Origin of the sequence: Falsiroseomonas stagni DSM 19981 (genome assembly GCF_900114315.1) — a bacterium.
Taxonomy (GTDB): Bacteria; Pseudomonadota; Alphaproteobacteria; order Acetobacterales; family Acetobacteraceae; genus Falsiroseomonas; species Falsiroseomonas stagni.
This window is the reverse complement of sequence record NZ_FOSQ01000010.1, coordinates 126,545-139,960: the sequence shown is the minus strand read 5'-3', so window position 1 is coordinate 139,960 and position 13,416 is coordinate 126,545. Positions and strand designations below refer to the sequence as shown.

Below are 13,416 nucleotides of genomic sequence, written 5' to 3'. Positions count from 1 at the left end.
CGGCGCCACGATCATTCTTTTTCGATCGTGCACTGGAGCGGGTGCTGATTCTGTCGCGCGAGGTCCATCACCTGGGTGACCTTGGTCTCGGCCACCTCATAGGTATAGACGCCGCAGACGCCGACGCCGCGGCGGTGGACGTGCAGCATGATGCGCGTCGCCTCCTCCCGGCTTTTCTGGAAGAAGCGTTCGAGGACATGCACGACGAATTCCATCGGCGTGTAGTCGTCGTTCAGCATCAGCACCTTGTACATGGAGGGCTTGCGGGTGCGCGGCCGCGCCTTGACCACCACGCCGGTGGTCGGCCCGTCCGCCCCATTGCCCTGTCCTGGGCGCTTGTCGCTGTCGCTCATGCCTGCCTTGGTTGCCTGCCGGGGAGTGAACGCCCGGTCGTCGTCCTGCATAGGATATCGGAGCGAGGGGCCGGGAGTGAAGGGCTTGACGAAATTCTCCCGCAGAAGAACCCCGCCGGGGTTTACCGCCCGTTAGCCCAGGCCGGATTTCCCCGCCCGGGGGACATCATCACATGATCCTAGGCCGGATTCCGCCGGACCGAAACGCAAAAGGCCCGCCTCGGTGCCCGTCCCACCCCGGAAAGGGGCAGGGCGCGGGCACCGGGCGGGCCGGTAGGCGCGAGGCAGGGGGGACATGTCCACCCCCGCCCCCGGGCGTCAGGCCGCGAGCGGCTTGGCCATCTTCTCGACCGCCAGCGTCATGCGGGCGGCGAGCGGCGCGGAGGCCTGCTCGGCCAGGCGATAGGCGGCTTCCTGCAGCTTCGTCGCCTCGCTCATCGTGCGCTCCAGCGACGCCTTGGCGAAGGCGGCCTGGATGTCGGCGGCTTCCTTCAGGGACTTCACCGCGGCCAGGGCCTTCGCGCTTTCCAGCGCATGGTCCGTCAGGGCCTGGGACACGGCGAAATACTGCTTGCCGAGGTCCTGGAAGCCGACCGTCAGGGTCTGCGTGGCCTTGGTGAAGGCCTCGATGTTGCCGCGGCCGAACTCAGCGGCCTCCTCGGCGGCCTTGAAGAAACCCTCGGCCGTCTTCGTCGCCTGTTCCATGCCCTTCTCCATTGCGGCACGCGCCGTCGTGGCGCCGTTGTCGATGATCTTCTTGGTCGCCGCGGCGCCCTGCGTCGCGGCGTTCTCGACCAGCGCGATGTTGCGCTTGGATTCGGTCTTCGGCTCACTGGCCATGGGGGTCTTCCTCAAGCTTGGTTCGCCGGCGCCCGGCGCGGCGGGAGCCAGCGACCCGGCCCCAGGGGTTTTGCTGCGATGCAGCACGTGATCCTATGTGCCCGCGCTCGCATTCCGATGCAAGCACAATTTTGCAGTGCAGCAATTTCGGTGAATGAAATCGCATTCGTCCGCCGCCCGGCCGGGCCGCACAACCGCGCCACCGGATGCCAAGCCGCTGCAAGGCAAGGCGTTAAGCCCTTGCTGTTACGCCTTGTTCCGCAAACGCCCCCATGGACAGAGGGGGTCTTTCTTCCCTAGGTTGCCTTGGGTGGCGGTGCACGGGGGGTGTGCCGCCAGGGGGACTATCCATGCGTTTCCGGCTCGGGACCTGTGCGGGACTCGTCGGCCTTGCCCTGTCCGTCCTGGGCCCTGCCCCGGCCGCCCAGGCACAGATCGGCAGCGACCGTTATTCCGCCATCGTGGTCGACAACCGCACCGGCGCCATGCTGGTCGGCGCCAGCCCGGATGAGACGCGGCACCCCGCCTCCCTCACCAAGATGATGACCCTCTACATGGTGTTCGAGGCGCTGCGCGAAGGGCGCCTCACCCTGACCTCCGCCGTGCCCATCTCCGCGGAAGCGGCCTCCCGCCCCCCCTCCAAGCTCGGCTTCCCGCCGGGCCAGAGCCTGACGGTGGAGCAGGCCATCATGGCGCTGGTCACCAAATCGGCGAATGACGTGGCGGCGGCCGTCGGCGAACGTCTCGGGGGCTCGGAGGAACGCTTCGCCCAGATGATGACGATGCGGGCCCGCTCGCTCGGCATGACGCGCACCACCTTCCGCAACGCCTCCGGCCTGCCGGACCCCGACCAGGTGACGACGGCGCGGGACATGGCGACGCTCGGGCGCCGGCTGATCCAGGATTTCCCCGACCGCTACCACTATTTCGGCATGCAGCACGCCCAGTTCCGCGGCCTGCGCCTGCGCAACCACAACCGCATGCTCGGCGAGTATGAGGGCGTGGACGGCATCAAGACCGGCTACATCCGCGACAGCGGCTTCAACATCGTCACCAGCGCGAGCCGCGGCGGCCAGCGCGTGGTGGGCGCCGTCTTCGGCGGCAATTCCTGGGTGGAGCGGGACCAGCACATGGCCGCGCTGCTCGACCAGTCCTTCAGCAGCATGGGCGTCACCCCCCGCCCGGCGATGGCGCGGGCCACCACCGGCGTGGTGCGGAACGCCGATGCCGCGCCCGCCCCGCGCCCCCGTCCCGCGGCGGCGCAGACGGCATCCCGCCCGCCATCGGCCACGCCGGCGGCATCCCGCCAGCAGCCCGTGGCGCGGACGACCGCGAGCGCCCAGGCCGCGCCCCGCCCTCGCCAGGCGACCCCCGCCCGCACGGCGACGCCCACCCGCCAGGCCCCGGCCACCGCCACACGCCAGCCGCCGCGCCCGGCGGCGGCGCAGCCGACGCGGACCACCACCAACCGCAGCGTCCCCATCCCGAATACGCCACCCCAGGCCGCGCCTCGGATCCGCACGGCCGAAGCGCGCTGAGGCCGCGCGCCCCGGCTCATGCCCGATGGGCTGCCCCAATGGGCGGCTACGCCATGCCGCCCCGCGCCGCGATGGGCCAGAGGCATTCGACCCGGCCCTTGCGGACGCCGACATACCAGTCGTAGCGATCAACCGTCGGGTCGCAATGGCCGGGGATGAGGCGCAGCTTCTCCCCCAGCCTCGGCGCCAGCGCCGGGTCCTCCGCCTTGATATTCCCGTGTTCGTCGGAGGCGCCGGTATAGGCGAGCCCCGGCCGCCCATGCACCAGCGGCAGCCCTGAATCGACCGCGACCGCCTTGTGCCCGGCATCCAGCACGGCGAAGCCCGGCCGCGGCGCGCTCATCACCTCCGCCAGCACGAACAGGCTGTGGCGGAAGGGGGGCGGGTCCTCGTTCCGGCCGTAATCGGCATCCATGAAGGCGTAGGAGCCCGCCTGGATCTCGTTCCAGATGCCGGATGCGGCTTCGTGCTGGAAGGTGCCGGTGCCGGCGCCGCCCACGATGGCGCATTCCAGGCCGCGCTGGCGCAGTTGCTCGACCGTGCGGCGCGTGCCTTCCGCGGCATGGGCGATGGCGTCCCGGCGCTGTTCGGGCGTGCGGCGATGCTGGGCGTTGCCGTGGTAGGATTGCAGCCCGCCGAAGATCAGGTGCGGGCTGGCCGCGATGCGTTCCGCCAGCGCCACCGCCTGCGGGCCGGGCTCCACGCCGCATCGGCCGGCGCCGCAATCGATCTCGACCAGCACCGTCATGCGGATGCCGGCGTGTTCCGCCGCGGCCTCGATGGCCGAGATGCCCGCCAGGTCATCGGCACAGACGGCGACCCTGGCGATGCCGGACAGCGCCGCGAGGCGCGCCAGCTTGCGCGGCGCGATGACCTCGTTGCTCACCAGGATGTCGGGCACGCCGCCCCAGGCCAGCGCCTCGGCCTCCGCCACCTTCTGCACGCATTGCCCGACCGCGCCGCGCCGCATCTGCTGCAACGCGACGATGGGCGATTTATGCGTCTTGGCATGGGCGCGCAGCTTCGTGCCCGTGGGCGCCAGCAACGCCGCCATGGTGTCGAGGTTGTGTTCGAAGGCGTCGAGGTCGAGCACCAGCGCGGGGGTGTCGATATCCTCTTCGCGCATGCCGGGCTCGGCGGGGGGGTGCTGGAGCATGGTCGGTCCTATCCGTCAGGAAGCCATGGCGGCGGTCAGCGCGGCCATGATGGGGTCGAGTTCGCGTTCGTCGTTGTAGCCGTGGAAGCTGATGCGGATGCGCCCGCGCCCGTTCCAGGCCAGCACGCCACGCCCGGCCATCGCCTCCACGATCGCGCTTGCGCGGTCATGGGCGATGCAGACGCTGGCGCCGTGCTGCCGCGGATCGGGCGGTGTGATGGAGGGAATGCCGGCGGCATCGAGCCGCTTGAGCAGCCCGACCGTGAGGCGTTGCACATGCCGCTGCACCACGCCCTGGGGCACGGCTTCCAGGAAATCGAGCGCGGCGTGCAGCGCATAGGCCGGCGCATGCGCCGGATTGCCGCGGGTGAAGCGCCCGCCATCCGGCCGCAGCGCGATGGGCGCGGCATAGTCGGGCCGCGGCCCCGTGACGATCGAATACCATCCCGCCGTCGCCGGCGCCCAATCCGGCTGGCGCGCGCGGTTCCAATACGCCACCGCCAGCCCCGTCAGCCCCAGCATCCATTTGTAGCAGGCGGAGAAGGCGAAATCCGCGACCGAAGCCTCGATCGGCATCCAGCCATTGGCCTGGGTGAAATCCACGACGAGCATCGCGCCCGCCCGGTCCGCCACCTGGCGCAGCGCCGCCAGGTCATGCGATCGCGCATCGAGGTAGGAGACGGCGGAGACCGCGATCATCCGCACCCGCCCCGTCGCCGCCGCGGCCACCGCATCGGGATCGGCCATGGGCACGAAGCGCAGTTCCACGCCACACCGCATCGCCAGCGGCACCACCACGCTGGCGTATTCGTTGCGATCCACCAGCACCACGTCGCCCTGCTGCCAGTCCAGGCTCTCCACCAGCATGGACATGCCCTCGGCGACGGAGGAGACGAGTCCGATCCCCGCCGCCTCCACCTTCCACCAGGCGCCGAGCCGCGCGCGCAGCCGCTCCACCTCCGCATCCAGCCGCGCGCGGCCGGCGGGGCCTTCGGATTTGTCCACGGCATGGCGGTCCAGCGCCGCGGCCTGCGCGTGCAGCACCGGCGTCTCCCCGGCCGCGCAGGCATGGATCACGCCGCGCGGAATACGGAAGGCGGCGGGGTCGAACAGCGGCACTGGCGGGCCCTCGGGGTTGCGCTCGGCGGCCATGCTGGCACGCTCCGCGCGGAGGAGACAGACCGGCATGGATTTTCAGCTCTCGGCCGAGCAGGAGGCGCTGCGGGAGGCCATCGGCCGCATCTGCGCCCGCTTCGGCGACGATTACTGGCTGGCGAAGGATCGCGCCCACAGCTTCCCGCATGAATTCCACCAGGCGCTGGCGGCCGATGGGTGGCTTGGCATCTGCATGCCGGAAGCGGTCGGCGGCGCGGGACTCGGCGTGACGGAAGCGGCCGTGATGATGCAGGAGATCGCGCAGAGCGGTGCGGCGATGTCCGGTGCCTCCGCCGTGCACATGAACATCTTCGGCCCCATGCCGGTGGTGGTGCATGGCACGGATGAACAGAAGGCCCGCATGCTGCCGCCGCTGATCGCGGGGCGGGAACGCGCCTGCTTCGCGGTGACGGAACCCAATACGGGCCTCGACACCACGCAGCTTCGCACGACGGCGGAGAAGCGGAACGACCGCTACATCGTCACCGGCCAGAAGGTCTGGATCAGCACCGCGCAGGTCGCCGACCGCATGCTGATCCTGGCCCGCACCACGCCGCTGGACCAGGTGAGGAAGCGGAGCGAGGGCCTGTCGCTGTTCTACACGAAGCTGGACCGATCCCGTGTCGAGGTGCGGGAGATTCCCAAGATGGGCCGCCACGCCGTCGATTCGAACCAGCTCTTCATCGACGGGCTGGAAGTGCCGGAGGAGGACCGGATCGGGGAGGAGGGCAAGGGCTTCGACTACATCCTGCACGGCCTCAATCCCGAACGCATCCTGGTCGCCGCCGAAGCGGTGGGCATCGGCTTCGCCGCCATCGCGCGCGCCAGCCGCTATGCGAAGGAACGCGTGGTCTTCGGCCGCCCCATCGGCCAGAACCAGGCGATCCAGCATCCCCTCGCCGCCTGCTGGATGCAGTTGGAAGCGGCGCGGCTGATGGTGATGCAGGCGGCCTGGCGCTACGACCAGGGCATGCCATGCGGGGCGGAGGCCAATGCCGCGAAATACCTGGCGGGCGAGGCAGGATTCAACGCCTGCCAGCAGGCGGTGATGACCTTGGGCGGCTATGGCTACGCCCAGGAATACCATCTGGAACGCCTGCTGCGCGAAAGCTTCATCCCGCGCATCGCGCCGGTCAGCCCGCAGCTGGTGCTGTGCTACATCGCCGAGCGTGTGCTCGGACTGCCGAGGAGTTACTGATGGAGTTCCTGGATCGCCTCGATGCCAGCGCGACGCGGCGGGAGACGCCCTGCGGCGATGGCACGATGGTCTGGCGCTGCTGGAACGAGGGCGCGGGCCGCCCGCTGGTGCTGCTGCATGGCGGCAGCGGGTCCTGGCTGCACTGGACGCGGCAGATCGAGCCCTTCGCCGCGCAGCGCGCCGTGCTGGTGCCGGACCTGCCGGGCCTCGGCGACAGCGCCAATCCGCCGGGGGAGCATTCACCGGGCAATGTCGCGGCCGCCGTCACCGCCGGGCTTCGGCAGCTGGTGCCGGCGACGGAGAATGTCGACCTCGCCGGCTTCTCCTTCGGCGCCAACATCGCGGGCCATGTCGCGGCGCTGCTGGCGCCCCGGCTGCGCAGCGTGACCATCCTCGGCGCCGGTTCCATGGGCACGCCCCGCAATCCCGTGCCACTGATGAAAGTGCGGGACAAGGAAGGGGAAGCGCGGGTCGCGGCGCATCGCCACAACCTCGGCTCCATGATGATCGCCGATACCGCGAGGATCGATGACCTCGCTTTGGCCATCCAGGAACGCGCCTTCATCAATTCGCGTCTGCGCAGCCGCCCCTTCGCCACCGCCACCATGCTGTCCGATGCCCTGGCGCGTGCGAAGGGCGTGCCCGTCAACGCCATCTGGGGGGATCGCGACCATGTCGCGATGCCGGACATCACGCTGCGCACCGATGCGCTGCGCCGCGCCCGGCCGGATGCGCGCATCGCGCTGGTGCCCGGCGCCGGGCATTGGGTGGCCTATGAGGCAGCGGACCAGGTGAACGCGCTGTTCCGGGAATGGCTGGCATGATCGCCTCCCTGCCGGGCGTTGACCTGTACTACCTCGACAGCGGCGGGGATGGCGTGCCCCTGGTGCTGATGCACGCGAACACCGGCAACGCCGATAGCTGGGAGATGCAGACGGCGCCCTTCGCGGAGGCGGGTTTCCGCGTCATCGCCTTCGACCGGCGCGGCTGGGCGCGAAGCGTGCCGAGGCCCGATACGGGACCGCAGCCCGGCAGCATCGCGGAAGACCTCGACGCGCTCGCAACACATTTGTCGTTGCCGCGCTTCCACCTGCTCGGCGTCGCGGGCGGCGGCTTCGCGGCGCTGGATTACGCGGCCTGGCGCGGCGACCGGCTGCTATCGCTGATCGTCGGCGCCAGCTATGGCCAGTTCATCGACCCCGCCATCACGGAGCCCTACAGCCGCATCGCCACCCCCGCCTTCAAGGCGCTACCGAGCGAGATGCGCGAACTCGGCCCCACCTATCGCGGCTTCGAACCCGCGGGGCTGGCGCGCTGGATCGAGATCGACCGCAACGCCATGCGCGCCGACGGCACGCCGCAGCCGCTGCGCACGCCCAACAGTTTCTCGAAAGTCGCGACCATCGGATGCCCGGCGCTGGTCATCGCGGGGGGTGCGGATCTCTACGCGCCGCCGGCGCTGATGCGGCTCTGGGCGTCGAACCTGCCGCGGCATGAGTTCCGGGTGATCCCGGATGCCGGCCATGCCATCAACTGGGAAGCGCCCGCCCTGTTCAACGCGATGGTGCTGGATTTTCTCCGGTCACGATGACGGGGCGGCCTCTGGCGGTTTGCCCGGCTCAGGTCAGCAGGGGCCTCAGCCGGAAGGCGATCCGCTCCGCCGTTTCCCTCGGCGCCCTGGGGCGGACCAGCATCGCCTCCAGCTCCGCGCGGATGATCGCATCCGCCCGCGCGGCCTGCGCGAAGGGGGGCAGCGTTGGCCTCGCGACCCGCAGCGCCGCGGCTTCCGCCGTCGCCCAGGGCGTGGCGGCGGCGTAGCGCGGGTCCGACAGCGCGGACAGCCGCGCGGGGCCGAGGCCGTTCAGCCCCAGCCTCACCGCTTCCTCCGCCCCGCCGAGCCGGCGCAGCGCGCGCATCGCGGCATCCGGGTTGGGCGCATTGCGGGGCACGACCAGCGCCCGCAGCGCCATCGTCACCGGCGCCGCGCCCCCCGCCGCACCGGGGATGGCGGATGCCTCGATCCGTCCCGCATCCCGGCTCGCGCCCGCGCGGTTCAGCCATTCATGCCGGGCGAAGGGGGCCAGCGCCCAGGCGCCGCGGCCCAGCTGCATCTCCCGCAGCGCCTCCGCCGGCGTGAAGCGTGGCAGGGTGCGGGGCAGCACCCCTTCGGCGAACAGGGCGGCCAGGGCCTCCAGCCCCCGGATCATGCCGGGTTCCGTCACCCGCAGCGCCAGGTCGGGGCCGAGCACATCGCCATCCCACAGCCGCGCCAGGTCGAAGGCCAGGTCCGTTCCATCCGCCACCAGCCCGGCGACAGGCCCGGCCGTCGCGTCACGACAGGCGGCCAGCAGCGCGGCGGCCGTCGCGGGCGGCGGCGCATCCCGCGTGATGGCGGTGTTGCGGAACAGCGCCTGCGTCACCTGCGCGAAGGGCAGGGCGTATAGCCGGCCCTCGATCGTGAAGGCCCGGCGCAGCGCGGGGGGGATATCCGCTGGCGCGTCATCCAGCGGCAGGAACAGCGCCGCGGCGCGCGGCGTGACCAGGTGATGCGGCAGCAGCCCCAGGTCGTAGCTGCCCGTGGCCAGCCCCGCATCGCGCACCACGCGGTCGTAGGGCGTGTCGGAGATCGTCCAGGCGATGCCCAGCCCGGCGACATCGCCCCCCCGCCCGCGGGTCAGCTGCGCGCGCGTCGCGGCATCCGCCAGCATCACGACGCGATCCGCCTGCGCCCGCACCGGCCGCGCCAGCAGGGCCGGCAGCGCGAGCAGGACAGCGCGGCGCTTCACGCGCCCCTGCCTCCCGGGCGCGTCACGCGCCCATGCGCTCCCGGGCGCGTCACGCGCCCAGGCGCTCCCGGTACCGCTTGCCCCAATCCTCCCCGCGTACCCAGTCCAGCAGGCTGGCGGCATCGGCGGGTTGCTTCGTCATGGCGCGCACGCAGCGCCAGGCGAGCGCATGCATGCAGGAGGTCACCGGCGCCTCCCCCACGAAAGGTTTCCCCAATATGGCGCCGAGGGTCGGCATCCCGGTGCCCAGCATCGCCACCGCCTGCGCACGCCCCGCCGGCAACGCGGCGAGGGCAGCGGCGGCGCCCTCGGCGTTCATGGCGTAGATCGGGTGGAAGCTGCCATCAGCCATCGCCCCCCGCGACACATCCACCACGTCAAATCCCCGCGCGCGCCAATAGCCGGTCGCGGCATCCGTCAGGTCATCGGGATAGGGCGAGACCAACCCGATGCGCTCCGCCCCCACCGCGTGGAAGGCATCGCGCACCGCGGTCGCGGCGGTGATGACGGGGATGCCGAGGCGATCCTCCATCCGCGCCACCAGCGCATCCTCCTCAGCGACACCGGCATAATAGCTGGCGCCGGTGCAGGCGAAGGCGATGGCGTCGATCGGCGCATTGGCGAATGACGCGGCCGCGCCGGGCAGGTCCCGCAGATAGTCCAGCAGGCGGGCGATGATGGTGTCCTTCGGGCTGGTCAGGCGCGCATTCAGCATGGCGATGCCGGCGGGCCAGAGCATGGCGAATTCCGGCTCCACCGTCGTGTTCGCCTGCGGCGTCAGCACGCCGACCAGGCCGCGTGGCGCGTATTCCACCGTCATGCTGCTTCCCCTCCCCGGATGCGGCGCGCGATGGCCTCGGCCTCGGCCGGGTCCGCCGCGCCCCGCCATGCCACATGCCCGTCCGGGCGCAGCAGCACCAGGGGGCGCTGCATCAGATCCACCGCGACGGGGTCCGCCACCGCGCGCTCCGCCAGCTTCACGCCCTGCGCGCGAAGCGCCGCGGCCAGGCCGGGTGCCGAGGCCCCGGAAGCCGCCAGCAGCGTGAAGCCGCCCCTGTCCACCAGGTCCAGCGTGCTCGACCCATCCGCCAGCCAGCCATGCGGGAAGCGGCTGCCGGGCCAGGTGCTGGGCACCACCTGTCCCGGATCATCCGGCGGCTCCGGCGTGCCATCCGGCACCACGATCGGGCTGTCGGCGTAGCGGTAGCCCAGATGCGTCCCCGCGCTGTTGAACTGCTTCGCCATCCACAGGATGCGCTGGCGCAGCGCATCCCGCGCGGGCTCCGACGTCGCGATATCCGGCGCGACCTCCCCCATCACCATGTCGATGCGGTCGGAGTTGTTGGCGCTGATGACGCTGTTGCGCCAGGCCACCGGCTTGCGCTCGGCCTCATAGCTGTCGAGCAGCCCATCCCCGCCCCAGCCCTGCTCCACCGCGGCCAGTTTCCAGGCGAGGTCCACCGCATCCCCGATGCCCGTGTTCATGCCGACGCCGCCCGTCGGCACGAACAGGTGCGCCGCATCCCCCGCCAGGAACACGCGGCCATCCCGCCAGCGATGCGCGACGGATTGGTGGTGGTGCCAATGCGTCGTCGCCAGCAGGTCGAACGCGAACGCCTTGCCCATCGCGCGGTGCAGCACCACCGCCGGATCATCCTGCGCCGCGTCGCGCGCCGGGTCGGCCCAATAGTGCTGGTAGTTCCAGGTGCTGTGCCCGTCGATGGCGGTGAAGACGCCGAAGGCATCCGGCGCCAGGCAGAAATAGAGGTTCGCCAGCCCCTTGCCATGCGCGGCCAGGAAGTCGGGCGCGCGGAACAGGTAGCTGACATTGCTCCTCATCCGCCCGCGCCCCCCCATGCGGATGCCGAGCCGCCTTCGCACTGCGCTGGCCCCGCCATCGCAGGCGACCATCCAGCGCGCGGCGATGCTCTCCCGCCGCCCGGTCGCGACATGCTCGATGTGGCCGATGACGCCGCCCGAGACCTGCGCGAAATCCACCTGCCGCCAGCCATGCCGTAACTCCAGCAAAGGCTGGCGCCGCGCCTCCGCCAGCAGCACCGGCTCCAGCGCCTGCTGGCCGATCTGCGTCTTGCCCCAGGGGGACCAGGCGAGTTCGCGGAACCGCGCCACCGCCGCCGGCGCCCGCCGCCGCACCGCCTCCAGCCCCGGCGATCGGAAGCGATGCAATTCATGCCCCGCCAGGCGGTCGCAGAAGAGGATGAAGTAGTCCTCCTCCTGCTGCATCGCGGCGTCTGCCACCTTCAGGTCCAGCCGGTCCCAGGCGCGGAAATGCTCCATGGACCGCGCGCCGAGCAGCGTGGCCTTGGGATGCGGGGCCGGACCCTCCCTCTCCTCCACCAGCACGGCGGCGACACCCGCCCGGGCCAGCGCGATGCCGAGGCAGAGCCCAACCGGCCCGCCACCCACGATCAAGACCGGTGCCATCCGCCCCCCTCCGACACGCGGCGACCATGCTATAGGGGCATGACCGGAATCGGGAACGGGACCCCCTTCATGCGCCGTCGCGACCTGCTGGCCCTGCTGCCTGCCACCTCCCTCGCCCTGCCGGGCCTGGCCCGCGCGCAAACCGGCTACCCCAGCCGCCCCGTCCGCGTCGTCGTCCCCTTCCCGCCCGGCGGCACCACCGATTTCATCGCCCGCCTGGTCAGCCAGCGCCTGGCCAGCGTGCTCGGCCAGCCCTTCGTGATCGAGAACCGCGCCGGCGCCGGCGGCACCGTGGGCTCCGACTTCGTCGCGAAAAGCGCGCCGGACGGCCACACCCTCGTCGTCTCCAACATCGCGAGCTTCGGCGTGGGGCCGAGCGTCTACCGCTCCATGCCCTACGATTCCGTCCGGGACTTCGCCCATATCGCGGTGATGGCGGAAATCCCCTCCGTTCTCGCCGTCAGCGCCAGCAGCCCGATCCGGACCTTCGAGCAGTTCGTGGCGGCCGCGAAGGCGCGGCCCGGGATGACCATCGGCTCCCCGGGCAATGGCACCTCCTCCCACGCCAAGCAGGCCATCCTGCAACGCTCCGCCGGGATCGAGACGACCCACGTCCCCTACCGCGGCAGCGGGCCCATGATGAACGACCTGATGTCGAATGCGGTGGACGGCATGATCACCACCCTGGTCGAGGCCGGGCGCAACGACCGCTTCCGCCTGCTGGCCGTCACCGCCGACAGCCGGGTGGAAGGCTGGCCGGACCTGCCGACCTTCAAGGAACTCGGCCACCCCGACCTCGTCGCCTCCACCTGGTTCGGCCTCTCCGCCCCCGCCGGCACGCCGGAGGCGATCGTCACGCGCCTGAACGCCGAAGTGCTGACCGGCCTCGCGACGCCGGAAATCGCCCCCCGCCTGGTCGAGACCGGCGCCACGCCGCGCCGCATGTCCGCCCCCGAATACACCGCCTTCATCGCATCCGAAGTCACGCGCTGGGCCGCCGTGGTCCGCGCTGCCAATATCCGCGCGGATTGATGGCCGAGAAAGCGCCACCCCCCGCCCCCGGCAGCAAGGCCGAACGGGAAGCCCGCCTGGCAGCCGCGCTGCGGGAGAATCTCCGCAAGCGGAAAGCCCAGGCCCGCGCCCGGGCGGAGGACACCCCGCCCACGCCGCCCCCCGGCGACGCCAGGAAGGACTAGCCCACCCGGCCCGCCTGGGGTAACCCCTCGGCCCCGACGACCGAGAGGCCCGCCACCCCCATGTCCATCATGCCCGACACCTGGATCCGCCAGATGGCCCAGGACAAGGCCATGATCGAACCCTTCGTCGAAAGCCAGCGACGGGAAGGGGTGATCAGCTACGGCCTCTCCTCCTTCGGCTACGACGCGCGCCTGGCCGACGAATTCAAGATCTTCACCAATGTCGACAACGCCATCGTCGACCCGAAGGTGTTCTCGGACCAGGGCTTCGTCACGCGCCGGGGCGATACCTGCATCATCCCGCCCAACAGCTTCGTGCTGTGCCACACCATCGAATACTTCCGCATCCCGCGCGACGTGCTGGTCATCTGCCTCGGCAAATCCACCTATGCGCGCTGCGGCCTGATCGTGAACGTCACCCCCCTGGAACCGGAATGGGAAGGCCAGGTCACGATCGAAATCAGCAACACCACCCCACTGCCCGCCCGCATCTACGCGAATGAAGGCATCTGCCAGTTCCTGTTCCTGCAAGGCGCCAGCGCCCCCGAAACCAGCTACGCCGACCGCAAGGGCAAGTACATGCGCCAACGCGGCGTGTCGCTGCCACGACTCTGAGGGGGGCGCGGGTCATTGCCAAGGGGCTTTGCCCCCCGGCACCCCCCACCAGGGTCCAGCGGGACCCTGGACCGCGGCATGATGGGGTCAGGGGAGAGGGGCCGGCGGCACCGCCGGACACGCGGACGCTACGG

The 13,416-nt window shown here is 71.1% G+C and carries 14 protein-coding genes; 7 read left to right on the top strand and 7 right to left on the bottom strand.

Annotation, left to right across the window (positions count from 1 at the left end):
- Positions 1-11 precede the first annotated feature (11 nt).
- Positions 12-353: an ATP-dependent Clp protease adapter ClpS gene (gene clpS / locus BM041_RS21840; protein WP_092962023.1), complete on the bottom strand. Its 342-nt coding sequence runs from the start codon at positions 351-353 to the stop codon at positions 12-14.
- Between the two features lie 318 nt (positions 354-671).
- On the bottom strand, positions 672-1,193 hold the full coding sequence (locus BM041_RS21835; protein ID WP_092962022.1) for a phasin family protein: 522 nt from the start codon (positions 1,191-1,193) through the stop codon (positions 672-674).
- Between the two features lie 350 nt (positions 1,194-1,543).
- Here BM041_RS21835 and BM041_RS21830 point away from each other — a divergent pair, with 350 nt between their 5' ends.
- On the top strand, positions 1,544-2,731 hold the full coding sequence (locus tag BM041_RS21830; protein ID WP_175534079.1) for a D-alanyl-D-alanine carboxypeptidase family protein: 1,188 nt from the start codon (positions 1,544-1,546) through the stop codon (positions 2,729-2,731).
- Positions 2,732-2,777: 46 nt separating this feature from the next.
- On the opposite strand, the gene BM041_RS21825 is transcribed toward BM041_RS21830, so the two are convergent.
- The gene (locus tag BM041_RS21825; protein WP_092962021.1) at positions 2,778-3,887 is read right to left on the bottom strand and encodes a DSD1 family PLP-dependent enzyme; all 1,110 of its coding nucleotides are present in this window, start codon (positions 3,885-3,887) and stop codon (positions 2,778-2,780) included.
- A gap of 15 nt (positions 3,888-3,902) precedes the next feature.
- Positions 3,903-5,075 carry an aminotransferase class V-fold PLP-dependent enzyme gene (locus BM041_RS21820; RefSeq protein WP_092962020.1) on the bottom strand — a complete coding sequence of 391 codons (1,173 nt, stop codon included), beginning with the start codon at positions 5,073-5,075 and terminating at the stop codon, positions 3,903-3,905.
- On the opposite strand from BM041_RS21820, the gene BM041_RS21815 reads away from it, so the two are divergent.
- Genes BM041_RS21815 through BM041_RS21805 form a run of 3 tightly spaced genes read left to right on the top strand, consistent with a single transcriptional unit; the run spans position 5,074 to position 7,831 of the window.
- Positions 5,074-6,240 carry an acyl-CoA dehydrogenase family protein gene (locus tag BM041_RS21815; RefSeq protein ID WP_092962019.1) on the top strand — a complete coding sequence of 389 codons (1,167 nt, stop codon included), beginning with the start codon at positions 5,074-5,076 and terminating at the stop codon, positions 6,238-6,240. The genes BM041_RS21820 and BM041_RS21815 overlap by 2 nt on opposite strands.
- A complete protein-coding gene (locus tag BM041_RS21810) occupies positions 6,240-7,064 on the top strand; it encodes an alpha/beta fold hydrolase (protein WP_092962018.1) in 825 nt (274 codons plus the stop codon). The genes BM041_RS21815 and BM041_RS21810 overlap by 1 nt, the downstream gene beginning before the upstream one ends.
- The gene (locus tag BM041_RS21805; protein ID WP_175534078.1) at positions 7,061-7,831 is read left to right on the top strand and encodes an alpha/beta fold hydrolase; all 771 of its coding nucleotides are present in this window, start codon (positions 7,061-7,063) and stop codon (positions 7,829-7,831) included. The genes BM041_RS21810 and BM041_RS21805 overlap by 4 nt, the downstream gene beginning before the upstream one ends.
- 28 nt (positions 7,832-7,859) lie before the next feature.
- On the opposite strand, the gene BM041_RS21800 is transcribed toward BM041_RS21805, so the two are convergent.
- The 3 genes from BM041_RS21800 to BM041_RS21790 are packed head-to-tail and all read right to left on the bottom strand — an operon-like array spanning position 7,860 to position 11,471.
- Positions 7,860-9,026 (bottom strand): extracellular solute-binding protein, encoded by a 1,167-nt coding sequence (locus tag BM041_RS21800; protein ID WP_139226141.1) that lies wholly within the window; start codon positions 9,024-9,026, stop codon positions 7,860-7,862.
- A 49-nt stretch (positions 9,027-9,075) separates the two neighbouring features.
- On the bottom strand, positions 9,076-9,846 hold the full coding sequence (locus tag BM041_RS21795; RefSeq protein WP_092962015.1) for a maleate cis-trans isomerase family protein: 771 nt from the start codon (positions 9,844-9,846) through the stop codon (positions 9,076-9,078).
- Positions 9,843-11,471, bottom strand: a complete 1,629-nt coding sequence (locus BM041_RS21790; RefSeq protein ID WP_139226140.1) for an FAD-dependent monooxygenase — start codon at positions 11,469-11,471, stop codon at positions 9,843-9,845. Before BM041_RS21790 ends, BM041_RS21795 begins: the two co-directional genes overlap by 4 nt.
- A 69-nt stretch (positions 11,472-11,540) precedes the next feature.
- On the opposite strand from BM041_RS21790, the gene BM041_RS21785 reads away from it, so the two are divergent.
- The 3 genes from BM041_RS21785 to dcd are packed head-to-tail and all read left to right on the top strand — an operon-like array spanning position 11,541 to position 13,282.
- Entirely contained in the window at positions 11,541-12,503 is a 963-nt protein-coding gene (locus tag BM041_RS21785; RefSeq protein WP_139226139.1) for a Bug family tripartite tricarboxylate transporter substrate binding protein, read from the top strand.
- The gene (locus BM041_RS30735) at positions 12,503-12,667 is read left to right on the top strand and encodes a hypothetical protein (RefSeq protein ID WP_175534077.1); all 165 of its coding nucleotides are present in this window, start codon (positions 12,503-12,505) and stop codon (positions 12,665-12,667) included. The genes BM041_RS21785 and BM041_RS30735 overlap by 1 nt, the downstream gene beginning before the upstream one ends.
- A gap of 60 nt (positions 12,668-12,727) precedes the next feature.
- Positions 12,728-13,282 carry a dCTP deaminase gene (gene dcd, locus BM041_RS21780; protein WP_092962012.1) on the top strand — a complete coding sequence of 185 codons (555 nt, stop codon included), beginning with the start codon at positions 12,728-12,730 and terminating at the stop codon, positions 13,280-13,282.
- The last annotated feature ends 134 nt before the right edge of the window (positions 13,283-13,416 follow it).